The sequence below is a fragment of the Streptomyces sp. NPDC107454 genome (assembly GCF_055582885.1).
This window is the reverse complement of record NZ_JBVJPA010000002.1, coordinates 733889-758468: the sequence shown is the minus strand read 5'-3', so window position 1 is coordinate 758468 and position 24580 is coordinate 733889. Positions and strand designations below refer to the sequence as shown.

Below are 24580 nucleotides of genomic sequence, written 5' to 3'. Positions count from 1 at the left end.
TCTGTCCGGTCTGTCTTGGTGATGGGGCTCCCGGACCGGTGTGGCCCAGGTTTCGCATTTCGTCTCTTCCCAGAGATGCCTCCGCATACTAATTTGTTAACCGCCATGACGAAATAGTCGGAGCTAGCAAGGAGCCGCGGCATGAACTACCAGCCCACCCCCGAGGACAGGTTCACCTTCGGCCTGTGGACCGTCGGCTGGCAGGGAAGGGACCCGTTCGGCGACGCCACCCGGCGCGCCCTGGACCCGGTCGAGTCGGTACAGCGCCTGGCCGAGCTCGGCGCCCACGGTGTGACCTTCCACGACGACGACCTGATTCCCTTCGGGTCCTCGGACAGCGAGCGCGAGTCGCACATCAAGCGCTTCCGCCAGGCCCTGGACGCGACCGGCATGCGGGTGCCGATGGCCACCACCAACCTGTTCACGCACCCCGTCTTCAAGGACGGCGCGTTCACCGCGAACGACAGGGACGTGCGTCGCTACGCGCTGCGCAAGACGATCCGCAACATCGACCTCGCGGTCGAACTCGGCGCGCAGACGTATGTCGCCTGGGGCGGCCGTGAGGGTGCCGAGTCCGGCGCCGCCAAGGACGTGCGCGTCGCACTCGACCGCATGAAGGAGGCCTTCGACCTCCTCGGTGAGTACGTGATCTCCCAGGGTTACGACCTCAAGTTCGCGATCGAGCCGAAGCCGAACGAGCCGCGCGGCGACATCCTGCTTCCCACCGTCGGCCACGCGCTCGCCTTCATCGAGCGCCTGGAGCGCCCGGAAATGTACGGCGTCAACCCCGAGGTGGGCCATGAGCAGATGGCCGGGCTGAACTTCCCGCACGGCATCGCGCAGGCCCTGTGGGCCGGCAAGCTCTTCCACATCGACCTCAACGGACAGTCCGGCATCAAGTACGACCAGGACCTGCGCTTCGGCGCCGGTGACCTGCGCTCCGCGTTCTGGCTGGTCGACCTCCTGGAGAGCGCCGGGTACGCGGGGCCGAAGCACTTCGACTTCAAGCCCCCGCGGACCGAGGACTTCGACGGGGTGTGGGCGTCGGCAGCGGGCTGCATGCGCAACTACCTGATCCTTCGGGAGCGTACGGCCGCCTTCCGTGCCGACCCCGAGGTCCAGGAGGCGCTGCGCGCGTCACGCCTCGACGAACTGGCGCAGCCCACCGCGGCCGACGGCCTGACGGGGCTGCTCGCGGACCGTGCGGCCTTCGAGGAGTTCGATGTGGAGGCGGCTGCTGCGCGCGGGATGGCCTTCGAGCGGCTGGACCAGCTCGCCATGGACCACCTGCTGGGCGCGCGGAGCTGATCGTGCCCCGGTGAGGTCTGGCCCGTCTCCTGGCGGGCCGGGCCTCACATATCGCTGCGCGGACCCGGCGGGGAATGCTCCGGAATCATGCGATCCACGGCATGAGTCCGTATCAACTTCGGCACAGGGGTCGCCCCATGACCGGTTCGAGGCGAGTCTTGACGGTATGGCCACCCCGCCCTTACCGCCCCAGCCTCCCCGGCCTCCAGGAAACACGCCCCCTCCGGGAAACGGTGGCTTCGGCCCGCCGCCCGGAGGCTACGGGCCTCCTCCGGGAGACCAAGGTCCCCCTTTCGAGGGCTACGGTCCCCCTCCGGGGGGTGACGGTCCCGAGCCTCCCTCTGGATTTCCCGGTGGTCCGGGAGGCCCTGGCAGGGGGCGGCGCCGTACCCCGTTGTTCCTCGCGCTAGCCGCGCTCGTGGTCGTTGTGGTTGTCGTCGCCGTGGTGCTGATGGCCCGCGGCGGCAGCGGCACGCCCGACAAGAAGGGGTCGACCGAGAGTGGGGGCACTCAGGGATCGTCTTCCCCGTCGCTGAGCATTCCGTCCGAGCTGCCCAGCGAGCTGCCTTCGTCGCTGCCTTCGTCCTTGCCCTCGTCCCTGCCTTCGTCCTTGCCCTCGGAGCTGCCGAGTGATCTGCGCAGCATTCTGCCGAGCGACCTGCAGTCGCTCCTGCCGACCTAGGGGAACGGCGGCTGCCGTAAGCCGCCGAGGTGATGGGCACGCGCGCGTGGACGCCGTTTCGCGACTCACGCACGCGTGCCCGACGAAAAGGATCCTGAGGTCAGATCCCGTGCGGCAGTCGTACGTACGTGACCGTCGTCTCGATACCGCTGTCCACCAGGCGGCCCTGCGCGTCGAATGCGCCCGCCCCGTCGGTCATCCCGAAGTCGTTGTCGTTGATCAGCGCGAGTGTGTCGTGGTCCACGCGCGCGACGCCCTCGATCTTTCCGGGTACCCCCGCGACCGTTCCCAGGTCCACGACCAGACGCTTGGCGAGCACCGGGACACCGGAGGCGGCCGGATCGTCGAGCTGTTCCAGAGAGGGGGACGTCGTGTCGCTGTCCCAGGGGCCGCCGAGGATGTTCGCGCCGCGCGTGAGTTCCACCACCTGCAACCGGGCCGCCTTGTCCGTGCGTTCCTCCACCAGCAGCCGATCACGGCCGACGGCCACCACGGAGGAGATCTTCAGCTCCGACGTGTCGTCCTCGCTGGGGTCGACCACGTTCACCGGGTCGAAGCGGTAGGCGTACTCGGCGGTGACGGCCCGCTTCTTCGGGGAGAAACGCAGCAGCCGCGTCGTGCGTGAGGCATCCCCCGCGTCGCCGTCCGGCAGGGAGAGCGGGCTCTGCACGGCCAACACCAGGTCGCCGCCGGGAAGCTGGGCGAGCCCTTCGAAGCCGCGATTGATCTTCCGGTGCAGCAGGACGGCCGGCAGCGCCTCGACCACCGGGTAGTCGGTGCCGGTCAGGTTCAGTCCCTTGGGCACATAGCGCGTGAGGACCTTCCCGCGCGCGGAGACATGGATCAACGAGGGTCCGTACTCGTCGACGAGCCAGAAACTGCCGTCCGCGGAACGGACGATGCCTTCGGTGTCCACACCGTTCGGGTTGTACGTGAGGGGGGTCTGCGCGTCATAGGAGTACGGCGCCTCGTCGCGCCCCGCCTGGTTGGACAGCCCGGTGACGGGCTTCCCGGAGGACGTGGTGATCGGGAGCGCGTCCAGCACCTTCACGGTGTCACCGGACACCCTGATCTTCACGATCGCCGGGTCGAAGCCGGGCACCGGGAACGTGCGGCGCTTCTTGCCGTCGACCTTGATCTGTCCATTGGGGCCGCGGTCGGTGACCGTCCAGAACTCGCCCCGGCGCCCCGCCGGGTAGATGTCGCTGCCGATCCCACCGAGGTCCACGCTCCGGTCGTCGCCCACCGTGCCGGGCAACAGCGCGTTGCTGAACGTGCCCAGGGGGATGTCGCCGAGGGTCGCGGTGCGCGTGACCCTCGGCTGCGAGGGGTAGCCCTGAGCGTTCGCGGTGCCGACCGCCACGAGGGCGGCCAGCATCGCGAGCGGTACACCCGCGGCGACGGTTCGGTGGACGTGACGCCGGCCGACGGCATGCGGGGACATCGGGCCTCCTGAGGCACAAGTTCGTTGACAGCGGCCAGAGTTGGCCGCTGCGTCGAACGTCGCACGACTTGGAGGTGAACGTGGGGCGTCAACGGCTCATCGGGTCGCCGCCCTGGTCTCCCTGCGCCGTCGCGAAGGCGGTGGCCGGATCCCCTGCCGCCGGTCCCGCGGGCGTCCAACGGCCCCGCTCCTTGCGGTACGGCCACCATCGGCCGTCACGCCCCAGACGCAGCTGGGCAGGTGCGCCGACGGCGGTCCAGCGGTTGCGGGTGGCACGCAGTCGCGGCCGCTCGTCCTCGTCCCAGGCCGCATCCAGGGCGGCACGCGCGCGTGCGAGTGCCTCCGCCTCCACGGTCCACTCGTCCTCCAGCACGGCCAGCGCGACCACACCCCCGTGGTGCCAGGCGCGTACGGCGAGCGCCAGTTCACGCCGGTCGCGCCCCGATCCGTCGGCCAGCCGCTCGACGATCGCACCCCCGGGGGCCGCCGCCGCAAGCCGGACCGCGTCCTGCTCGACCGTCAATTCCGCCGCCGGTGCTTCCTGCCCGTGAGTCGGTCTGAGCGCCTCGGCGAGCAGCCGGTGCGCCTCGGCCGCGGTCGCGGCAGCGAGGAACTCCAGGGCGGCCGGGTCGACGCCGGGCGCGGGTGCGGCCTCGGTGTCCAGGGAGGGCGGCCGACCGGGCACCTCGGGCAGTATCGGAGGAGCGGGCAGGGGCGGCAGGATGTCCCCGGCCGCGTACGCCTCGCCGGCGTCCACGCCCTGCTGAGCGGGCTCCGGGGCGTCGGGCCGATTCTTCGCGGTCGCGCTGCCGCGCGACTGAAGCTCGTCCAGCAAAGTGCGTTCGGTGCGGCCGCGCATCAGCAGCAGGGCGAACGGATCCTGGTCGAGCAGCCACGCCATCTGATAGCAGAGCGCCGCGGTGTGCCCGCAGTGGTCCCAGGCCCCGCAGTCGCACTCGGCCTCCAAGTCACCCAGACCCGGAAGCAGCTCGACTCCCGACGCCGCCGCGTCCTCCACCAGATGCGGGGGCATCTCGCGGTCGAGCAGCGCCGCGACATGCCCGGCCCGTTCGACGGCCATGTCCAGGAAACGGTCCCACTGCTCCTCGGACAGTTCCTGAAGCAGCACGTCCGAGCGGTGTGCGGTGCCGTCCCGGTCCCGAACGACTGCGGTGACGCGCCCCGGCCGCACCGAGACGGCGCCCACCGCCCCCGTACGCGCGAGTCGGCGGCCCGTCTTCACCGGCTCCGAGTCCAGCGCCGCGTCCTCCAGCGCCTTCAGCCAGGCGCGGCCCCACCACGTCTGCGCGAATCCCTGCCCCTGTGCGGGCGGCAGCGCCGCGAACGTACGCTCCTTGTTCCCATCCGTCATCGTGCGTCCCCTCGCAGCTTCACCAGGTCGGCCAGTTCGGCGTCGGTCAGCTCCGTGAGCGCCGCCTCTCCGGCGCCGAGGACCGCGTCGGCCAACCGCTGCTTGCGCCGCAGCATCTCGGCGATGCGGTCCTCGATGGTCCCCTCGGCGATCAGTCGATGCACCTGCACGGGCCGGGTCTGCCCGATGCGGTACGCGCGGTCCGTGGCCTGCGCCTCCACGGCCGGGTTCCACCAGCGGTCGTAGTGCACGACGTGCTCGGCCCGCGTCAGGTTCAGGCCCGTGCCCGCGGCCTTCAACGACAACAAGAAGACCGGGATTTCGCCCTCCTGGAAACGCTCCACCATCACCTCGCGCTCATGGACGGGCGCTCCGCCGTGCAGGAACTGCGTCGCGACGCCGCGCACCGCGAGATGGCGCTCGATGAGGCGCGCCATCCGCACGTACTGCGTGAAGACCAGAACGCTCGCTCCCTCGGAGAGGATGGTGTCGAGCAACTCGTCCAGCAGCTCCAGCTTCCCGGACCTGCCCGGGATCTTCGGCCGGTCCTCCTTGAGGAACTGCGCCGGGTGGTTGCAGATCTGCTTCAGCCCGGTGAGCAGCTTCACGATCAGACCGCGCCGCGCCATGCTGTCCGCGCCCGAGATCTCCGCGAGGGTCTCGCGCACCACTGCCTCGTACAGACCCGCCTGCTCCGTGGTGAGCGAGACGGCACGGTCGGTCTCGGTCTTCGGCGGCAGCTCGGGCGCGATACCCGGGTCCGACTTGTGCCGCCGCAGCAGGAACGGCCGGACCAACTGGGTGAGCCGCTCGGCCGCCGCAGGATCCTGAGCGCCTTCGACGGCCTGCGCGTAACGCGTCCGGAAGGAGCCGAGACTCCCGAGCAGGCCCGGCGTCGTCCAGTCGAGGATCGCCCACAGCTCCGAGAGGTTGTTCTCCACCGGCGTGCCGGTGAGCGCCACGCGCGCACGGGCGCCGACGGTGCGCAGCGCCCGCGCCGTCGCCGAGTAGGGGTTCTTCACGTGCTGCGCCTCGTCCGCGACGGCCATGCCCCACGACACCGCGGCCAGTCGCGGCGCGTCGAGCCGCATCGTGCCGTATGTGGTGAGCACGAACTCCCCGTCCACCAGGCCTTCCAGACTGCGCCGCGAGCCGTGGAAACGGCGCACCGGCGTGCCGGGCGCGAACTTCTCGATCTCGCGCTGCCAGTTGCCCATCAGGGAGGCCGGACAGACCACGAGGGTGGGGCCCGCCGCCGACGTGTCGGTCTGCCGGTGCAGATGCAGGGCGATCAGCGTGATCGTCTTGCCCAGCCCCATGCCGTCGGCCAGACAGCCGCCCAGTCCCAAGGAGGTCATGCGGGCGAGCCAGTTGAGGCCCCGCACCTGGTAGTCCCGCAGGGGCGCGGTGAGCGCGGCGGGCTGCCCGACCGGCTCCTGTCCCTCCGGGTCCGAGAGCCGCTCCCGCAGCGTCGCCAGCCACCCCGTGGGCCGTACGTCGACCCTGCGGCCGTCGACCTCCGTGGAGCCCGTCAGAGCGGCGCTCAGCGCTTCGACGGGCGTGACCTTGCGATCCTGTTGCGCCCGGGCCCGGCGCACCTCCTGCGGGTCGACGAGGACCCACTGGTCGCGCAGCCGCACCATGGGGCGGTTCGCCTCCGCGAGGTGGTCCAGCTCCTGTCGGGTGAGTCGCTGATCGCCCAGCGCGAACGACCAGTTGAAGGCAAGCAGCGCGTCCGCGGACAGGAAGGAGGGCACGGCCGACGCGACCTTGTCCGGACTCCGCTCGTCGTCCGGCGGGCCGATGACGGCGCGCGCGGTCAGCTTGCGCGCCAACTCCTTGGGCCAGTGCACGTCGACGCCGGCGGACCCCAGCATGCGGGCGCCCTCGCGGAGGAGTTCGGTGACCTCCTCGTCGGCGAGTTCGACGGCGTCCGGCACCGTCGCCGAGAGCAACGGGGTGAGCGGGGGCCAGGCGCGGGCCGCACGGCGCAGGGCGAGCAGGACGTCCATCCGCGCGCGCGGGCCGAAGGCCGCCGATCCGGCCCAGACGGCGGAGGCGTCCGCGACAAGGCCCGGGTCGTTCACGCTGTGCACCTGCAGCACCCCGCGGAACGGGAGACGTGTCTCGTCCGCCCCGGCCGACGCCAGCCCAGGGACCTCGACGCGCAGCGAGACGCGTACGCCCGCGTCGTGCCCCGCGGCCACGTCCGCGGCCCAGGCCCGTTGCTCCGGCACATACTGCGGCTCCGGCGCCGCGAAGGCCGCGCCTCCCGCGGCCTGCGACGCGGCGGGGGAGCGGGGCAGCGCGTCGGCGACCGCGTCGAGGAAGGCTCGCAGCAACCGCTCCGGGTCGGGCAGCCGCACCGGCTCACGGCCGTCCAACGGTACGGCGTGCGCGTCGGGCGGCATCGCCGCGGCGAGCTCGCGTACGCGCTCCAGGTCGTCGGCCCGCAGTGGACCGGCACGCCACGCGTCGTGGTCGCTCGCCGTCAGCCCCGGCAGCAGCAGTCCCCGTGCGGCGAGTTGCAGGGCGAGCACCGCGGCCGCGCCCCAGACGGAGGTCGCCCGGTGTGCGTGCGCGGCGGCACGCGCGCGTGTGAGGACCGGCAGCGCGGCGCGCACCGGGAGCAGGACGGCGGGCACGGTCACGAGCTCGACACCGTCGTCTCCGGGCAGTGCGACGGTCAGGTCGTCGAGGGCGCCGGTCGCCACCACAGGTGGGACGTCGCCGTCGGGCCGCCAGAAAGCGACGCTTCCGGTACGGGACGTGTCGGCGGGCATGAACACGGCACAGCATGGGGCCAGTTCGGAGATCTCGGCGGGCGTCGCCGCAGGAATTCTCTGCACAGCGATGGCGCATTCCTCAAATTTGACTACTGGGTCGGAGTCGCCGAGGGTACAGCACCGCGTGCACCGGGCGGGGATGCCCGGACCGTGAGGTGGCTTCCCCCAGGCCGGGGGTGTACGTAACCCCCCTCGATGGACGGGGAAAGCCTCAGTACGGACGCGGGTGGTGGCGTCATGGTCGCCGAGGGTCACTGGTTCGTACGTTTCATCAGGTCAGCCCCTTGTCTGAGAAACCGGAGACCCGCCATGCCCCAGACCGCCACAGCCGTCGTGGAAGACCTTCCAGGGGTGGGTGCCGGGCAGAACCCCGGAAGCGACTTCGCGCCCCTCCTGCGCACCGTCAGGGCCCGGGGTCTCCTGGACCGGCGCCACGGCTGGTACGCACGCGCGATCACCGTGAACGCGCTGGCCCTGGCCGCGGTCGTTACGGGGGTCGCCCTGATCGGCAACTCCTGGTGGGCGCTTGTCCTCGCCCCACTGCTCGCCGTGTTCTCGGCCCGCACGGCCTTCATAGGCCACGACGCGGGCCACACGCAGATCACCGGCAACAAGTCGGTCGGCCGTGCGATCGGCCTGGTCCACGGCAACCTGCTCCTCGGGCTGAGCTATTCCTGGTGGAACCACAAGCACAACCGCCACCACGCCAACCCGAACCACATCGACAAGGATCCCGACGTCGTCGCCGACGTCCTGGTCTTCACCGGTGAGCAGGCCGAGGTCCGGGTGGGCTTCCGGCGCTGGCTCACCCGCAACCAGGCCTGGCTCTTCTTCCCGCTCACTCTCCTGGAAGGCGTCGCCCTGAAGGTCCACGGCTTCCAGGACCTGCGTCGGCAGCCCCCGCGTGAGCGGACGGTGGAGGCACTGCTGCTGGTGACCCACGTCGTGGCATACGCGACCTTGCTGCTCACCTCCATGTCCCTCGGCAAGGCCCTGGCCTTCGCCGCGCTGCACCAGGCACTGTTCGGCCTGCACCTGGGCATGGCCTTCGCGCCCAACCACAAGGGCATGGAAATGCCCGACCCGGACGGCGAGCGCTGGGGCCATCTGCGCCGCCAGGTGCTCACCTCCCGCAATGTTCGCGGTGCCACCCTGACCGACTGGTTCCTCGGTGGCCTCAACTACCAGATCGAGCACCACTTGTTCCCCAGCATGCCCCGGCCCCATCTGAAGCTCGCCCAGCCGCTGGTGCGCGCACACTGTCGGGAATTGGGTATCCCCTACGCGGAAACCGGGCTCGTCGACTCCTACCGGCAGGCCCTGCGCCACATGCACGAGGTCGGCGAACCCCTCAGGGCTGAGCAGCCGCGGAAGGTCTCAGGGGGTGAGTGAGCCCGGACGGTCTCAGGGGTGAGTCAGGGGAGCGCCTCAGGGATGTCTCAGGGTCGCGCACTGGAACCGTGAGAGGCGCGGACCCGTTTTCAGGACAGAGAGCGGCAGCAGCCGCGAAGGAGGCGACACATGTCGAAGAACGCGAAGATCGCCGCAGGTGGTGTGGCGGTCGGCCTCATCCTGCTGATCTGGTTGCCCTGGTGGGTCTCCTTCCTGATCGTGGTGGGAGTTCCGGCGGCCGCGTACCTGACGCTGGACCCCTCGCAGCGGCGCAGGCTGCGCCGCATCACCCGCAAGGAACTCGGCCGCTGAGGCGCTGCCGATCGGGTGCGTCTCCCGGCATGCGGGAGGCGGCTCGATCGCCGCTCGCGGACCGTGCCGTCGGCAGGGTCCGCGAGCGGGCGCGTGCCACGCTTCGTCCGAGGCGAGGAGCGACCCGCTGCGCGTCCGTTCAACTGGGGCGTACGGCCATCTTGTCCAGGGCCTCCAGGAGACCGGGCAGTTCCGGGCCCCGGCCGACGGGCAGGACTTCTCCGGGTTCCTCGTCGAGGAGGACGAAGGCGATGTCGTCGGTCCGGGCGACCATGGACCAGCCGGGGCCGTCCGCGCGCAGGGTCCGGGCATCGCCGGTGGCGAAGGACGAGCGGACGCGGCCCAGGGGCGGCGGGGTGTCCACGTAGGAGCGCGCCTCCGCGAGCACGCGGCGGATACCGCTGCGGGTCTCGCCACTGTCGCCGTCGCTGTCGCCGTCGGTGCTCTCCGTCTCGTCCGGGTGGGCGTCCTCGGGCTGGGCGGTGTCCTTCGACGTGACGAAGTCGCCGTCGTCGATCTGCTCCCGCCAGATCGCCCACTGGAGAGCGATCTCGTCGGCTCCGAGGCGCCGTTGGGCCGGTCCCCAGATTGCGGTGTTCGGCGGGGTGAGCGCCGGCCGATCCGTGAGCTCGGGCGCGGGGTCGTGCGGGGCCGGCACCCCGGGAGCCGCGACGGCGACGTCCAGGGGCCAGCCGGGCAGTGCGGAGACGACCGTGCGCTCGTCGGGCGACAGCTCGTGCTCCATCCCGCAGTCCCAGGACGCGATGGCGACGGCGACCAGCGAGACGTCGTCGATCACGACCGTCCACCGCGCACCCTCGCCATCCTGGCCGAGCACGAGACCGTACCCGTCGGCCAGGGGTGCCAGCTCGAGCGCCGCGCAGGCCTCCGGGTAGTCGTCCCCCAGCACGCTGGGGAACTTCGCGGGCGTCAACAGCACCGCTGTCAGCACATACAGCGCGTCGTCGTCCCCGGTGGCGACGGCGCCATCGTCCGTCCCGGCCATCCCAGCCTCCCGATCGCTACGTTCGTCGGCGCACCATAATGCGACCCGAAGGCGCTTGTCACGAGCCCGAAACAGACGCGGAGCTGCAGTTATCCGGCTGGACGGGGGCGAAACGCCCGGCCCGCGCCCACCGCGGTCAGGCCGCGGGCAGGCCGAGCAGCGTCCGCGCCACCGTCCGAGGCGACTCGTCGCGCTCCCGCGCCAGAGCGATGACGGCACGGCAGGCCAGCTCGTTCACCCCGAACGACAGTGCCTCGGGCGACACCCAGGCCGCGGCCTCGTCGATCCGCTCCTGGTCGTCCTCCGCGCAGGCCGACACATAGGCCGCGGCCGCCTCGAAAAGATTGTGTGTACGTTTCTCCGGTCGCTGTTTGGCGGGCCGCTGCGCCTCGGCCTCGTCGGCCGCCTTCCGGTGCCATATCTCGCGGAGTCTGCCGAACATTCCGGTCATCGGGCCACCTTCCCCCTGCGCGGTTGCCATCGCTGATCGTTCACCTGCTGCTACTCAACGTAGGGTTGAAGGCCCGGCGGCAGAAGAGGGACGGCCCGGTGAAGCGTCGCGAACGTTCCCTTCGAGTGAGTCGATCGTGGCCCGCAGCCAGGTGAGTTCGGCCCGGCTCGTGGCCCGGGCGATGGTGAGAATGCCCTGCCGGAAGGGATCGTCGAGCTCTTCGGCGCGCAACGGCCGGTCGCCTTCGTAGAAGAAGCTCGCCGGCTCCTCCAGGAAGGCGAGCCTGCGGCGCAGTACCGCGGCCTGCGCCGCGGGGTCGGCCAGGTGCCTGAGGAAGGCGAGCACCGTGAACCAGCGGTTCTCGTCGGTGATGTCGCGCTGTACGGGGTCCGCGAGTCGGCGGCGCAACTCGCTTCCCCCCTCCTCGGTGAGCGTCAGGACATGGCGAGGGGCAGCTACGGAGCCGGGCTGCGTCGCCCGCGCCAGCAACCCCGCCTTCTCCAGCCGCTTGATCGCGGGATACAGCGTGCTCTCCGCGACGGGCTTCACATGGCCGGTCAGCGCGGTGATGCGCTTGCGCAGCTCGTAGCCGTGCAGCGGGGCGTCGTACAGAAAACCGAGGATGGCCAGCTCAAGCATGCCCCGCATTCTGCCGCACCAGCGGTGTACATCACTGCCTAGGTACATCGCTTCCTCAATACATCGAACCCGATGTATTGTCCTGGAGCACGAGGAACGATGAGGCAGACCTGAGGGAGAGCGATGATGCAGGCCGAGTTCGACGGCAAGGGAAGCTGCATCCGCTGGACGGAGGCGACGGGCGCTGAACCCGCCCGGGTGTACGTACACGGACTGGGGTCGGCCTCTGCGGTCTACAACGCCCACATCGCGGCCCGGCCCGAACTGGCAGGGCGCCGGACCCTGTTCGTCGATCTGCCCGGTCACGGCATCAGTGATCGGCCCGCGGACTTCGGCTACACCCTGGAGGAGCACGCGGACGCGCTGGCGGCCGCCCTGGACGAGGCCGGTGTCACAGCGGCGGAGCTGGTCGCGCACAGCATGGGCGGCGCGGTGGCCATCGTGCTCGCCCATCGGCGTCCCGAGCTCGTGTCCAGGCTGGTCCTCGTGGAGGCGAACCTCGACCCGTATCCACCGGTCACGGCGGGCAGCAGCGGCATCGCCTCGTACACGGAGGAGGAGTACGTCGAAAACGGTGGCCACGCGCGCGTGCTCGACAAAGTCGGCCCCTCCTGGGCGGCAACCATGCGGCTCGCCGACCCGCGCGCGCTGCACCGCACCGCGATCGGCCTTGCGCGCGGCACGGTCCCCACGATGCGCCACCTGCTCGAAGAGCTGTCGGCGGACCGTGTCTACCTTCAGGGGGCACTGAGCGGTGAACTGGCGAACAGGGAGGGGCTGGAGGCCGCCGGAGTCCGGGTGGTGACCGTTCCCGGTGCGGGGCACAACGTCATGTTCGACAACCCCGACGTCTTCGTGGCCGAGGTCGCCGGAAGAGTGTGAGGTCTCAGCCCCGCCGTGTGGCCAGCGCCAGGAAGCGTGCGTCCTCATCGACGTACGAGGTCATGTCCCAGCCGGAAGCGGCCAGCAGAGGGCGGAGATTGGCCTCCGCCCTCAGGTCGTCCGGTGTGATCCGGCGCCCCTGGCGCGCGGCGAGCGCGGCCCGGCCGATCGGATGGAACAGCGCCAGCGTGCCACCGGGCCGCACCACCCGCGCCAACTCCCTCAGATTCTCGGCGGGGTTGGGCAGATGCGCGATCAGCCCTGCCCCGAGGACGGCGTCCAGTGATTCCGTGCGCAGCGGCAGCGCGGTGACGTCGGCGAGCAGCAACTGCCCGTCGCGGTGCCGTCCGGCCCGTACCGCGGCCGCCAGCATGGCCGGGGTCAGATCGGCTGCGACGACTACTCCGGAGGGCCCCACGGCCGCGCGCAGCGGCGGCAGCGCCCGCCCGGTACCGCAGCCCGCGTCGAGTACGCGGTTCCCCTCGCGCAGCCCGAGTTCGCCGACCGCCGCCGCATAGGCAGGCCCGTCGTCGGGGAACCGCGCGTCCCAGTCGGCCGCGCGCGCCGTGAAGAACTCCTGGACGTGTGTGTGGTCGTCGCTCATGTTCCGCATGATCTCTCACCGACACGAAGGACGACGCTGTGCACACGTTCGAGCGTCACGCGATCGGACATGTACCTGTCTGTGTCATATTTCAACACCTTTCGAAATGCGCCCTCTTTGCGCGCCCCTGACCGGACTAGCGTCCCTGGGCCATGGGACACCTGGACCACGCCGCCTTTGGCTGGCTGACCCCCGTGCTGTCGTACGTGATGGCCTGTATAGGCGCCGCCCTGGGGCTGCGCTGCACGGTCCGCGCGCTCGGCGCCACCGGGCGCTCGCGCCGCAACTGGCTGCTCACCGCGGCCTCCGCGATCGGCACCGGCATCTGGACGATGCACTTCGTGGCGATGCTCGGCTTCAGTGTCAGCGGTACGGAAATGCGTTACAACGTGCCGCTGACCATCCTCAGTCTGCTCGTCGCGATGGTCGTCGTCGGCGCGGGCGTCTTCGCCGTCGGCTACGGCCGCGACCGGGGCCGTGCGCTCGTCCTCGGCGGGCTCACCACCGGACTCGGCGTCGCGAGCATGCACTACCTGGGCATGGCGGCGCTGCGGCTGCACGGCGCCGTGCGCTACGACCCGGTGCTCGTCGGACTCTCCGTCGTGATCGCCGTGGTCGCGGCCACCGCGGCCCTGTGGGCGGCACTCAACATCAGGTCGCCCGTCGCGGTCGCCGTCGCCTCCCTCGTCATGGGCGGGGCGGTGAGCAGCATGCACTACACCGGAATGATGGCGGTGAGCGTGCGTGTCAGCCCCTCCGGGGAGGCCCTTCCCGGGGCCACGGCGATGCAGTTCATCTTCCCCCTCGCCGTCGGCCTCGGGTCCTATCTCTTCCTGACCTCGGCATTCGTCGCGCTGTCCCCGACGGCCCGCGAGCGCGAGGCATCCGCATCGGCCCAACGGCCGGTCGAGGGCGTCGCCCGCTAGCGGTGGGCCCGAGCCGCGACGGCTCGGACGACACGCTTCGAACCACTCCGAGCGAGGAGGCCATGCGTACACCCCGTAGGACCCCTGCAGCCGGCGCCGAACCGTCGGCCCCACCCCCGCAGCGCGGCCGCCGCGCTCACGCGGGACCGCCCGCGGACGAGTACACCGACCCCGACGAGGACGCCACAGGGGCGCCGCCAGAGGCATCCGCGCGCGCGGGACGATGGCGCATACGTCCTCGTACGGTGCGGGCCAAGATCGTCTGTCTGCTCATGGTGCCGGTCGTCTCGCTGCTCGCCCTGTGGGCGTACGCCACGGTGAGTACCGCTCAGGACGTCGCGCGGCTGCGGCAGTTGCAGCGTGTGGACTCCACCGTCCGAGCCCCGGTCGACGACGCCGTCGCCGCGCTCCAGGCCGAACGCGCGGCCGCCGTCCGCCATGCGACCGACCCGACCTCCGAGCCACAGAGCGATCTCAAGACACTGGCGGAACGCACGGACCGCGCGGTGGCGAAGCTGCGACTGGGCGGCCGCAACACCGTCGCCGACGGCGCCGACCTGCCCGCCGGAGTGGCCGGGCGGCTCGACGCCTTCGTCAACGGGGCCGAGAGCCTGGGGCCCCTGCGCTCCGCCGTACTGGAGCGCCGTACCGGATGGGACGAGGCGTACGGGCAGTACACCAGGACCATTTCGGCAGCCTTCGCGGTCGGCGGCGCCCTCACCGGCATCCAGGACGCCGACCTGGGCTCCGACGCGCGCGTACTCCTCGAATTCTCCCGGGCCGGCGAGGCGCTGGCCCAGGAGGACACCGTGCTGTCCGGTGCCCGGCTCGCCCACACCCTGGACGGTGAGCGACTGCGGCAGTTCACCGGGGCGGTTGCCACCCGCCGCGCCCTGACCGACGCCGCCGTCCCGGATCTGCGTGGGCCCGAACAGGCCTCCTGGCGTGACCTTGCGACGGGGAGCGCGTACGCCGACGTACGCGCCGTCGAGGACAAGGTGCTTGCGTCGAAGCCCGGCGGAAACGCCGTCGACGCCGCGCCGGAAGCCGACTGGAACACCGCCTACGCGCGCGTGCAGGACGCCATGCGCGCCATCGAGGCGAAGGCAGGCCGGGGTGTCGCGGACCGGGCAGACCCCTTGACCCGCGGTCTGCTGACATCCGCCGGCGCCGCTGTCGTGTTCGGCCTCGCCGCCGTCGTCGCCTCCCTCGTGATCTCCGTACGTATCGGACGCGGCCTCGTCGTCGAGCTGGTGCTCCTGCGCAACAGCGCCCTCGAGATCGCTCGACGCAAGCTGCCCGAGGCGATGCGCAAACTGCGCGCGGGGGAGGAGATCGACGTCCGGGCGGAGGCTCCGTCAGGACCACCGTCGGAGGATGAGACCGGACAGGTCGCGGAGGCCCTGAGCACTGTGCACCGGGCCGCCCTGCGCGCCGCCGTCGAACGCGCGGAACTGGCCAGCGGGATCTCGGGGGTCTTCGTCAATCTCGCCCGACGCAGCCAGGTCCTCGTGCACCGCCAACTGAGCCTGCTGGACAGCATGGAGCGCAGGTCCGAGGACCCGAACGAACTGAGTGACCTCTTCCGGCTCGACCACCTCACCACCCGGATGCGGCGCCACGCGGAAAGCCTGATCATCCTTTCCGGCGCCGCACCCGGCCGGGCCTGGCGCATGCCGGTCTCGCTGACGAATGTGGTCCGCGCGGCCGTGTCCGAAGTCGAGGACTACGCGCGCGTGGAGGTACGACAGCTGCCCGAGGCGTCGGTGGGCGGCGCTGCCGTGGCCGACCTCACGCACCTCCTGGCGGAAATCGTCGAGAACGCCGCCCAGTTCTCCCCGCCGCACACCCGCGTCCGCATCACCGGCGAACCGGTCGGCAACGGCTACGCCGTGGAGGTCGAGGACCGAGGGCTCGGCATGGGCAAGGAGACACTCGACGAGGCCAATCGGCGCATCGAACAGTCCGAGGCGCTCGACCTGTTCGACAGCGACCGGCTCGGTCTCTTCGTGGTCAGCAGGCTCGCGGCCCGGCACGGCATCAAGGTGCACCTGCGCACCTCGCCCTACGGGGGCACCACCGCCGTCGTCCTGCTGCCGACCGCGCTGCTGCACGGAGGCGCGGCGGAACGTTCCCCCCGCAAGACAGACAACGAAAGGCCCGACGAACGCGAGTACGCGCGTGTGTCGGCTGCCCCGGAGCACGACTCCGTCCAGGCTCCCATCGAGCGGCCCGCCCTCGTGCCCCTCTTGCAGACCGCTGTCGAACCCCCAGCGCACGGCGTTCCGGAAGCCCCCGTGAACGTCTCGTCCGAAACCCCTCTGAACGGCTCACCGGAAACGACACCACCTGGAGTCACCACTTTGCGGCTGCACCGCCCTCCGGACGACTCCGAGGGGTCCGACGACCTCCCACGGCGCGTACGGCAGGCGAGCCTCGCGCCCCAACTGCGCGCACAGCGAACCGAGGAGCCGGCACAAGTGGCGGCCCACCAGCACGACGACACACGCACCCCCGAACTCGTACGGGACCGGATGGCGGCCTACCGCGACGGCTGGGCGCGCGGCGGCGGCAGATCATCCGGTCGCGGCGCCACTCCAGCCCCCGACGCGGGCAGCGACAGCAGTGAAGGAGACCCCGCATGATCCAGGACCCGGGCATGAGGGCAGCCCAGCGATCCGGCGAACTCGACTGGCTACTGGACGACTTGGTGCTGCGCGTTGCCGAAGTACGGCATGCGGTGGTGCTGTCGAACGACGGACTGGCAGTGGGTTCCTCCACGGGCCTCAGGCGCGAGGACGCCGAACACCTGGCCGCCGTCGCCTCGGGCTTTCACAGTCTGGCCAAGGGCGCGGGACGCCACTTCGGCGCTGGGGGCGTACGCCAGACGATGGTGGAGATGGACGACGGCTTTCTGTTCGTCGCGGCAGCGGGCGACGGCTCGTGCCTCGCCGTCCTCACCGCGGTCACGGCCGACATCGGTCTGGTGGCCTATGAGATGGCGCGGCTGGTCAAGCGCGTCGGCGAGCACCTCTACACGCCGCCGCGGGTCGCCGCGCAGCCGCCCGCCGCCGGATGACCGGGGGCGGGCGGCGCAGATGACCGAGGACCTCGCGGGCAGCCAGTGGTACGACAGCGAAGCGGGACCGCTCGTCCGTCCCTACGCGATGACGGGCGGCCGCACCAAACCAGGCCCTACCGGAGTGCGCTTCGATCTGATCGCCCTGGTCACCCTCGACAAGGGTGCACCCGGAGTCGACGAGGACTCCCTGCTCGGGCCGGAACACCGGGCCCTCATCGACCTGTGCCGCACGGAGACGCAATCCGTGGCCGAACTCGCCGCGGGCGCGGATCTGCCGGTGGGCGTGGTCAGGGTGCTGCTCGGCGACCTGCTGGAACTGGGATGCGTCACCATCAGCCGCCCGGTGCCGCCCGCACAACTGCCCGACGAGCGGATCCTCCGCGAGGTGATCGAGGGACTGAGGGCGCTCTAGATGAACGACGCGACTCCACACATCCAGGTGCACCACGCGACTCCGCACACCCATGGGAACGACGCGACTCCGCACGCACAGATGAACCACGCGATTTCACACACCCGCACACATGCACCGACGCATACCCGGCACCGTTCGACCGACGCCGACCGCTGCCGCCACTCCCGAGAGAAGTGATCGATGGTCTCCGAGAACTCCGACGCCTCGGCCGACGAAACGACCGCCCTGGCGTTGAAGATACTGGTCGCCGGCGGGTTCGGCGTGGGCAAGACCACCCTGGTGGGCGCGGTCAGCGAGATCAGGCCGCTGCGCACCGAGGAACTGCTCAGCGAGGCGGGTCAGTCGGTGGACGACACCGGCGGAGTGGACCACAAGGTCACGACGACCGTCGCCATGGACTTCGGACGCATCACCATCCGGTCCGGCCTCTCCCTCTACCTCTTCGGCACGCCGGGCCAGGACCGGTTCTGGTTCCTGTGGGACGAGCTGTCGCAGGGCGCGTTGGGGGCCGTCGTCCTCGCGGACACCCGCAGGCTCGAGGACTGCTTCCCCGCGGTGGACTACTTCGAGCACCGGCACATCCCGTTCGTGGTGGCCGTCAACTGCTTCACGGGCGCCCGCGCCTACGGCGCCCAGGACGTGTCCCGCGCCCTCGACCTCGACCGTGGCACGCCCGTGGTGCTCTGCGACGCCAGGGACCGCGACTCCGGGAAGGAGGTACTCATCCGGCTCGTGGAGTACGCCGGGCGGGTGCACACCGCCCGGCTGCTCGACTCCGTCGGTTGAGGCCACGGAAAAATCGGGCCGAGGCCTCCGAAGGAGAGACCTAGTCCGTCATCGAGGCCCAAGCCACGACCTTCTCGATCCTCACGCGGACGAGGAGTTCACCCGGGACGCCATTGCGCTTCCCGAACTCCTCGGCCCGGTCCTCACCCATGTAGCGTGCGCCGATCCGAGCTGCCCAGTGACGCAGCTCGTCCGGATCCTCCGACAACTCGGCACGACCCTCCAGAACCACGAAGTCGAACGGCGGCCGGTCGTCGTCCACGCAGAGGGCGACTCGCCCGTCGCGGGCCAGATTCCGTCCTTTCACAGTCTCCTTCGCGGTGTTGAAGAGCACGTGGTCGCCGTCCAGGAGAAACCAGATCGGCGCCACGTGCGGACTTCCGTCGGCGCGGACGGTCGACAGCTTTCCGGTGCGGGTGCCCTGCGAGACGAAGGCCCGCCATTGCTCATCGGTCATCTTCTGTGCCATGCGCCCATCCTCCTTGCCCGGAGGGCGGCTGTGGGGAAGGCTGGCTGGTCGGATCCTCCAGCCAGGGGGGAAAAGCATCACGGGGAGATGGAGCATGGCGCAGAACACGGGGCTCGGCTGGCTGCTCGACGACCTGACCGAGCGCGTCGAACACGTACGGCACGCGTTGGTGTTGTCCAACGACGGGCTGGTGACCGGCGCGAGCACAGGACTTCGACGTGAGGACGCCGAGCATCTCGCGGCGGTCTCGTCGGGCCTGCACAGCCTGGCGAAGGGCTCAGGACGGTACTTCGGCGCCGGTCAGGTGCGCCAGACGATGATCGAGTTCGACGACGCGGTACTTTTCGTCACCGCGGCGGGCGCGGGCAGCTGTCTGTGTGTCCTCAGCGCCGCGGAAGCCGACATCGGCCAGGTCGCCTACGAGATGACACTGCTCGTCAACCGTGTCGGCGAACACCTCGGCGTGGATGTACGCCAACCGGAGCGTTCGTCTTCCGTGGATCTCTGACCTGCGGATACGTCATCGCGGTCAGAGTTATCCACAGGCTCGCCGCGAGATCCGCCGAACCGGCTACGGTTTTTCTCGAAGCAAGCGCCCGACGGCGCGAGCACCTCACTCCACGGGGGAGAACCGTCATGTCCGGGAACACCATCACGCAGTCCACCGTCCCGCAGTCCACCACCTCACAGTCCACCGCATCGAGGTCCGCCACATCGTCGCTCGCACGCGCCGCGCGAGAACTGGAACTCAAGCGCGGCGAGTTCGACCTCGCCCTGCATCTCGGATGCGTCCGCACCGTTCCCGACGAGGGCGGAGGCGGACGCCGCGTCCATCGTGCGGAGATCGAGCGGGTGCGATCCGAGGACGGCTTCCCCGAGGCACTTCGGGAACGCATCAAGGCCGTCGGCACCACGGAGGGCGCGTCGCTCATGGGCGTGACGGCCGCCAGGTTCACGCGCCTCGCGCGCCTGGGCCTGGTGGTGCCCGTGAAGTTCTACCTCAACCGGTACAGGGCTGTGGTCTGGCTGTACCTGGCCGAAGAACTGCGCCAGTTCGGGGCGGACGAGCAGAACGCGCCGCTGCTGAAGGGCCGTACCCCCGAGGGACTCCGCGACCAACTCGAAGCCGGCCTGGACCTCCGCCCCCGCAACTGGCGGGGCCGGCACATGGGATTCCTGCTGCGGCAGACCGAGGACGCCTGGGCGCGGGCCGCGATCGTGGCCTCACTGCTCGACCCCGTTCAGGTGGCCGGGATCGTCAGGGACCCCTACGAGCGCGCGTATCTGAACCGCTTCCGGCCCGAGCGGGCCGCCCACGGCGCCGCGCCGGACACACCCGCCGCGCACCTCGTCTCGCGCATCATGACGGCCGAGGATCCCGACGAGATCAGCTGGCTCCGTGCCGATCTGGGCCAGGCGCTCGTCGAAGCCCGAGAACTCCGTCCCGCGCCCCGCCCGACGCCGAAGACATCGCCGACGTCGGTCTCCCCCTTGAGCGGGGCGGCTCCGGCGGTCTCACGACCGCGGGAAGCCGCCCTCGACGACCCGGCCCCGAGCGTGGAGCCCGAGCGGCCACGCAGGCTCCTCGGATGGCTGCGCCGCAGAAACCCCTGACCCTTTCCTGCGTCCCTACAGCCCCCTACAGCGACCCACTTCCTGCATCCCTACAACGCCCGGAAAAGCCCCTCCTGGACGACCGAGACGAGCAGGCGTCCCTCCAGGTCGTAGATGCGCCCGCGGGCCAGCCCGCGACCGCCCGTCGCGATCGGCGACTCCTGGTCGTACAGGAACCACTCGTCCGCGCGGAACGGCCGGTGAAACCACATCGCGTGGTCGAGCGAGGCCATGTCGAAGCCGCGCTGACCCCACAGCGGCTCCACCGGGATGCGGACGGCGTCCAGGAGGGTCATGTCGCTCGCGTAGGTGAGGGCGCAGGTGTGCACCAGCGGGTCGTCGCCCAGTGGCCCGACGGCACGCATCCACACCGCACTGCGCGGCTCCGCGTCCTTTATCTCCTCCGGGGTCCAGCGCAGTCCGTCCACGTACCGGATGTCGAACGGCTGGCGCCGCGCCATGCGCTCCAGCGACTCGGGAAGCGCGCCCAGATGCTCGGTGATCTCCTGCGAGACCGTCGGCAGCGACTCCGGGTGCGGTATCTCGCGGGCCGGCGGCAACTGGTGCTCGAAGCTCCCATCCTCAGGCTTGTGAAAGGAGGCGGTCAGATTGAAGATCGTGCGCCCCTGCTGCACGGCGGTGACGCGACGGGTGGTGAACGACCGCCCGTCCCTGACCCGTTCGACCTGGTACACGATCGGCACGCCCGGGCGGCCCGGGCGCAGGAAGTACGCGTGCAGTGAGTGCACCGGCCGGTCGCCCTCGGTGGTGCGCCCGGCCGCCACCAGGGCCTGGCCCGCCACCTGGCCGCCGAAGACCCGCTGCAGTGATTCGTCCGGGCTGCGGCCACGGAAGATGTTGACCTCGATCTGCTCCAGGTCGAGCAGGTCGACGAGCCTCTCGGCTGGGTTCGTCATGTGTGGGATTCTCCTGTGCTCACAGCTGGCCGACGTCGGTGACCTTGACGACCGCGCGACCCTCCGCGTCGGAGGCCACGAGGTCGACCTCCGCGCTGATGCCCCAGTCGTGGTCACCGTTCGGGTCGGCGAAGGTCTGACGGACGCGCCACAGACTGTTCTGCGGCTCCTCCACGATCGACAGCAGCTTGGGCCCACGGGCGTCGGGGCCCGTGCCGAGGTCCTCGTACTCGTCCCAGTACTTGTCCATCGCCTCGCCCCAGGCGTCGGCGTCCCAGCCGGATTCTCCGTCCATCTCACCGAGCTCGTCGACGTTGTCGAGTGCGGCGAGTTCGACTCGGCGGAACATCGCGTTGCGGACGAGGACACGGAAGGCGCGGGCGTTGGACGTGACCGGCTTGACCTGGTCGGCCCTCTCCTGGGCCTCCTCGGCCGTCATCTCCTCGGGGTTGGCGAGCTGCTCCCACTCGTCGAGGAGGCTCGAGTCGACCTGGCGCACCAGCTCGCCCAGCCAGGCGATCAGATCCTCCAGGTCCTCGGACTTGAGGTCGTCCGGGACGGTGTGTTCAAGCGCCTTGTAGGCACTCGCGAGGTAGCGCAGGACAATGCCCTCAGTACGGGCGAGCTCGTAGTAGGAGACGAACTCCGTGAAGGACATGGCCCGTTCGTACATGTCACGGATGACGGACTTCGGCGACAACGGATGGTCACCGACCCACGGGTGGCTCTTGCGGTAGGTGTTGTAGGCGTGGAAGAGCAGCTCCTCCAGCGGCTTGGGGTACGACACGTCCTGGAGCCGCTCCATGCGCTCCTCGTACTCGACGCCGTCCGCCTTCATCGCCGCCACGGCCTCGCCGCGCGCCTTGTTCTGCTGGGCCGCGAGGATCTGCCGCGGGTCGTCCAGGGTGGACTCCACGACGGACACCATGTCCAGCGCGTAGGAGGGGGACTCGGGGTCCAGCAGCTCGAACGCGGCGAGCGCGAAGGTCGACAGCGGCTGGTTGAGCGCGAAGTCCTGCTGCAGATCCACGGTGAGGCGCACGATGCGACCCGTGGCGTCCGGCTCGTCGAGCTTCTCGACGATGCCGCCGTCGAGGAGCGAGCGGTAGATCGCGATCGCCCGCCGGATGTGTCGCAGCTGCTGCTTGCGCGGCTCGTGGTTGTCCTCGAGCAGATGTCGCATCGCCTCGAAGGCGTTCCCGGGCCGGGCGATCACCGCCAGGAGCATGGTGTGGGTGACCCGGAAGCGGGAGGTGAGCGGCTCGGGATCGGAGGCGATGAGCTTCTCGAACGTGTTGTCCGTCCAGCCGACGAAGCCCTCGGGAGCCTTCTTGCGGACCACCTTGCGGCGCTTCTTCGGGTCGTCGCCCGCCTTGGCGAGCGCCTTCTCGTTCTCGATGACGTGCTCGGGCGCCTGCGCCACCACGAAGCCCGCCGTGTCGAATCCGGCGCGCCCGGCGCGGCCGGCGATCTGGTGGAACTCACGGGCACGGAGCGTGCGCACCCGGTTGCCGTCGTACTTCGTCAGCGCCGTGAACAGCACGGTGCGGATCGGCACGTTGACGCCGACACCGAGGGTGTCCGTGCCACAGATGACCTTCAGCAGACCGGCCTGGGCCAGCTTCTCCACCAGTCGCCGGTACTTGGGCAGCATGCCCGCGTGGTGCACGCCGATGCCGTGGCGTACGTACCGGGAGAGGTTGCGGCCGAACTTGGTGGTGAAGCGGAAGTTGCCGATCAGCTCGGCGATCTGGTCCTTCTCCTCGCGCGTGCACATGTTGATGCTCATGAGCGCCTGCGCCCGCTCCACGGCCTGCGCCTGGGTGAAGTGGACGATGTAGACCGGAGCCTGCTTGGTCGCGAGCAGCTCGGTGAGCGTCTCCGTCAGCGGGGTCAGCACGTATTCGTAGGAGAGCGGCACGGGCCGGGTCGCCGAGCGGACCACCGACGTGGGGCGTCCGGTGCGCCGGGTGAGGTCCTTCTCGAACATCGAGACGTCGCCGAGCGTCGCCGACATCAGGATGAACTGCGCCTGCGGCAGTTCCAGGATCGGGATCTGCCACGCCCAGCCGCGGTCGGCCTCCGCGTAGAAGTGGAACTCGTCCATGACGACCTGGCCGACGTCGGCGTGCTTGCCGTCCCGCAGCGCGATGGACGCCAGCACCTCAGCGGTGCAGCAGATGACGGGGGCGTCGGAGTTCACGGAGGCGTCGCCGGTCAGCATGCCGACGTTCTCGGTGCCGAAGATCTTGCACAGCTCGAAGAACTTCTCCGAGACCAGTGCCTTGATCGGCGCCGTGTAGAAGGTGACCTCGTCGCGGGCGAGCGCGGCGAAGTGGGCGCCCGCGGCGATCATGCTCTTGCCCGAGCCGGTGGGCGTCGAGACGATCACGTTCGCACCCGAGACCACCTCGATCAGCGCCTCCTCCTGATGGGGGTAGAGCGTGAGACCGCGTTCCCCGGCCCACGACTCGAAGGCTTCGTAGAGGGCGTCGGGATCTGGGGTCTGCGGCAGCTGATCGATGAGGGTCACGCCCCCATCTTGCCTGTCGACCCGCTCGATGGGGGAATCGGATGCTCGTCAGAAGATCACGACCGTTACGCTGTGGCGCCGACGAAGCGTCAGCGTATGCGGGCAACTGGACAGCGGCTAAAGAAGAATGGGGCGGGGAACGGCCATGATGGGACCAGCACACTCACTCTCGGGAGCCGCGGCCTGGCTCGGCGTCGGAGCGGCAGCGGCCGCCACCGGTCACACGATGCCCTGGCCGGTGCTCCTCGTCGGCGCCCTGATCTGCGCGGGAGCCGCGCTCGCCCCCGACCTGGACCACAAGGCGGCGACGATCTCGAGGGCCTTCGGGCCCGTCTCACGGACCCTGTGCGAGATCGTCGACAAGCTCTCGTACGCCGTCTACAAGTCGACCCGCAAGCCGGGCGACCCACGGCGCAACGGCGGCCACCGCACGCTGACGCACACCTGGCTGTGGGCGGTGATGATCGGCGCGGGCACCGCGGCCCTTGCGATCACAGGTGGCCGCTGGGCGGTCCTGGCCATCCTCTTCGTGCACATGGTGCTCGCGATCGAGGGACTGCTGTGGCGGGCCGCCCGCGGCTCCAGCAGCGACATCCTGGTCTGGCTGCTGGCCGCGACCAGCGCCTGGATCCTCGCCGGAGTCCTGGACAAGCCGGGCAACGGTTCGGACTGGCTGTTCACCGCACCGGGCCAGGAGTACCTGTGGCTCGGCCTGCCGATCGTCCTGGGCGCCCTGGTGCACGACATAGGCGACGCGCTCACGGTGTCCGGCTGCCCGGTCCTGTGGCCCATCCCGATCGGCCGCAAGCGCTGGTACCCGATCGGCCCGCCCAAGGCGATGCGCTTCCGGGCCGGCAGCTGGGTCGAGCTCAAGGTGCTCATGCCGGTCTTCATGCTGCTCGGCGGAGTGGGCTGCGCGGCGGCGCTCAACGTCATCTGAGCGAGCGCGTCAGCCCCGCA

23 protein-coding genes are annotated in these 24580 nt (G+C 70.3%); 12 read left to right on the top strand and 11 right to left on the bottom strand.

Annotation, left to right across the window (positions count from 1 at the left end; all coding sequences use genetic code 11):
- The first annotated feature begins 141 nt into the window (after window positions 1-141).
- Window positions 142-1308, top strand: coding sequence for a xylose isomerase (gene xylA / locus ACZ69M_RS07535; RefSeq protein ID WP_470047495.1), 1167 nt, complete (start codon window positions 142-144; stop codon window positions 1306-1308).
- 510 nt (window positions 1309-1818) lie between these two features.
- Here xylA and ACZ69M_RS07530 read toward each other — a convergent pair.
- The 4 genes from ACZ69M_RS07530 to ACZ69M_RS07515 form a co-directional block, all read right to left on the bottom strand.
- Window positions 1819-1953: a hypothetical protein gene (locus ACZ69M_RS07530; RefSeq protein ID WP_470047493.1), complete on the bottom strand. Its 135-nt coding sequence runs from the start codon at window positions 1951-1953 to the stop codon at window positions 1819-1821.
- Window positions 1954-2090: 137 nt separating this feature from the next.
- The gene (locus tag ACZ69M_RS07525) at window positions 2091-3434 is read right to left on the bottom strand and encodes an esterase-like activity of phytase family protein (RefSeq protein WP_470047491.1); all 1344 of its coding nucleotides are present in this window, start codon (window positions 3432-3434) and stop codon (window positions 2091-2093) included.
- An 88-nt stretch (window positions 3435-3522) separates the two neighbouring features.
- On the bottom strand, window positions 3523-4806 hold the full coding sequence (locus ACZ69M_RS07520) for an SWF or SNF family helicase (RefSeq protein ID WP_470047489.1): 1284 nt from the start codon (window positions 4804-4806) through the stop codon (window positions 3523-3525).
- Window positions 4803-7655, bottom strand: a complete 2853-nt coding sequence (locus ACZ69M_RS07515; RefSeq protein WP_470047487.1) for a DEAD/DEAH box helicase — start codon at window positions 7653-7655, stop codon at window positions 4803-4805. Before ACZ69M_RS07515 ends, ACZ69M_RS07520 begins: the two co-directional genes overlap by 4 nt.
- Before the next feature lie 246 nt (window positions 7656-7901).
- On the opposite strand from ACZ69M_RS07515, the gene ACZ69M_RS07510 reads away from it, so the two are divergent.
- Both ACZ69M_RS07510 and ACZ69M_RS07505 read left to right on the top strand, forming a co-directional pair.
- Complete coding sequence (locus ACZ69M_RS07510) at window positions 7902-8984, top strand: fatty acid desaturase family protein (protein ID WP_470047485.1); 1083 nt, start codon at window positions 7902-7904, stop codon at window positions 8982-8984.
- 129 nt (window positions 8985-9113) lie between these two features.
- Window positions 9114-9296 carry a hypothetical protein gene (locus ACZ69M_RS07505; protein ID WP_067372573.1) on the top strand — a complete coding sequence of 61 codons (183 nt, stop codon included), beginning with the start codon at window positions 9114-9116 and terminating at the stop codon, window positions 9294-9296.
- A gap of 139 nt (window positions 9297-9435) precedes the next feature.
- Here ACZ69M_RS07505 and ACZ69M_RS07500 read toward each other — a convergent pair whose 3' ends face one another.
- The 3 genes from ACZ69M_RS07500 to ACZ69M_RS07490 form a co-directional block, all read right to left on the bottom strand.
- Window positions 9436-10302, bottom strand: coding sequence for a hypothetical protein (locus tag ACZ69M_RS07500; protein ID WP_470047483.1), 867 nt, complete (start codon window positions 10300-10302; stop codon window positions 9436-9438).
- 136 nt (window positions 10303-10438) lie between these two features.
- Complete coding sequence (locus tag ACZ69M_RS07495; RefSeq protein WP_470047481.1) at window positions 10439-10753, bottom strand: hypothetical protein; 315 nt, start codon at window positions 10751-10753, stop codon at window positions 10439-10441.
- Window positions 10754-10807: 54 nt separating this feature from the next.
- Complete coding sequence (locus ACZ69M_RS07490; RefSeq protein WP_470047479.1) at window positions 10808-11392, bottom strand: PadR family transcriptional regulator; 585 nt, start codon at window positions 11390-11392, stop codon at window positions 10808-10810.
- 123 nt (window positions 11393-11515) lie between these two features.
- Between ACZ69M_RS07490 and ACZ69M_RS07485 the strand changes: the two genes are divergently transcribed.
- On the top strand, window positions 11516-12274 hold the full coding sequence (locus ACZ69M_RS07485) for an alpha/beta fold hydrolase (protein ID WP_470047477.1): 759 nt from the start codon (window positions 11516-11518) through the stop codon (window positions 12272-12274).
- Window positions 12275-12278: 4 nt separating this feature from the next.
- Here the strand turns inward: ACZ69M_RS07485 and ACZ69M_RS07480 are convergent, their stop codons facing one another.
- Window positions 12279-12878, bottom strand: coding sequence for a class I SAM-dependent methyltransferase (locus tag ACZ69M_RS07480; RefSeq protein ID WP_470047475.1), 600 nt, complete (start codon window positions 12876-12878; stop codon window positions 12279-12281).
- 152 nt (window positions 12879-13030) lie between these two features.
- Here ACZ69M_RS07480 and ACZ69M_RS07475 point away from each other — a divergent pair, with 152 nt between their 5' ends.
- From ACZ69M_RS07475 to ACZ69M_RS07455, 5 genes are all read left to right on the top strand, one after another.
- Window positions 13031-13804, top strand: coding sequence for an MHYT domain-containing protein (locus ACZ69M_RS07475; RefSeq protein WP_403686220.1), 774 nt, complete (start codon window positions 13031-13033; stop codon window positions 13802-13804).
- 62 nt (window positions 13805-13866) lie between these two features.
- Entirely contained in the window at window positions 13867-16449 is a 2583-nt protein-coding gene (locus tag ACZ69M_RS07470; RefSeq protein ID WP_470047473.1) for a sensor histidine kinase, read from the top strand.
- Window positions 16446-16883 carry a roadblock/LC7 domain-containing protein gene (locus ACZ69M_RS07465; RefSeq protein ID WP_352046793.1) on the top strand — a complete coding sequence of 146 codons (438 nt, stop codon included), beginning with the start codon at window positions 16446-16448 and terminating at the stop codon, window positions 16881-16883. Before ACZ69M_RS07470 ends, ACZ69M_RS07465 begins: the two co-directional genes overlap by 4 nt.
- Window positions 16884-16902: 19 nt before the next feature.
- The gene (locus tag ACZ69M_RS07460; protein WP_075025429.1) at window positions 16903-17298 is read left to right on the top strand and encodes a DUF742 domain-containing protein; all 396 of its coding nucleotides are present in this window, start codon (window positions 16903-16905) and stop codon (window positions 17296-17298) included.
- Between the two features lie 183 nt (window positions 17299-17481).
- On the top strand, window positions 17482-18087 hold the full coding sequence (locus ACZ69M_RS07455; protein ID WP_470047470.1) for a GTP-binding protein: 606 nt from the start codon (window positions 17482-17484) through the stop codon (window positions 18085-18087).
- A gap of 40 nt (window positions 18088-18127) precedes the next feature.
- Here the strand turns inward: ACZ69M_RS07455 and ACZ69M_RS07450 are convergent, their stop codons facing one another.
- The gene (locus ACZ69M_RS07450; protein WP_470047468.1) at window positions 18128-18556 is read right to left on the bottom strand and encodes a PPOX class F420-dependent oxidoreductase; all 429 of its coding nucleotides are present in this window, start codon (window positions 18554-18556) and stop codon (window positions 18128-18130) included.
- A gap of 94 nt (window positions 18557-18650) precedes the next feature.
- Here ACZ69M_RS07450 and ACZ69M_RS07445 point away from each other — a divergent pair, with 94 nt between their 5' ends.
- Window positions 18651-19064: a roadblock/LC7 domain-containing protein gene (locus ACZ69M_RS07445; protein ID WP_075025432.1), complete on the top strand. Its 414-nt coding sequence runs from the start codon at window positions 18651-18653 to the stop codon at window positions 19062-19064.
- A 128-nt stretch (window positions 19065-19192) separates the two neighbouring features.
- Window positions 19193-20170 (top strand): DUF6397 family protein, encoded by a 978-nt coding sequence (locus ACZ69M_RS07440; protein ID WP_470047466.1) that lies wholly within the window; start codon window positions 19193-19195, stop codon window positions 20168-20170.
- 50 nt (window positions 20171-20220) lie between these two features.
- Here the strand turns inward: ACZ69M_RS07440 and ACZ69M_RS07435 are convergent, their stop codons facing one another.
- Together ACZ69M_RS07435 and ACZ69M_RS07430 are read right to left on the bottom strand one after the other, a co-directional pair.
- Window positions 20221-21087 (bottom strand): acyl-CoA thioesterase, encoded by an 867-nt coding sequence (locus tag ACZ69M_RS07435; protein WP_352046799.1) that lies wholly within the window; start codon window positions 21085-21087, stop codon window positions 20221-20223.
- A gap of 19 nt (window positions 21088-21106) precedes the next feature.
- Window positions 21107-23620, bottom strand: a complete 2514-nt coding sequence (locus ACZ69M_RS07430) for a DEAD/DEAH box helicase (RefSeq protein WP_075025434.1) — start codon at window positions 23618-23620, stop codon at window positions 21107-21109.
- Between the two features lie 145 nt (window positions 23621-23765).
- Between ACZ69M_RS07430 and ACZ69M_RS07425 the strand changes: the two genes are divergently transcribed.
- A complete protein-coding gene (locus ACZ69M_RS07425; protein ID WP_470047464.1) occupies window positions 23766-24560 on the top strand; it encodes a metal-dependent hydrolase in 795 nt (264 codons plus the stop codon).
- Window positions 24561-24580 lie beyond the last annotated feature (20 nt).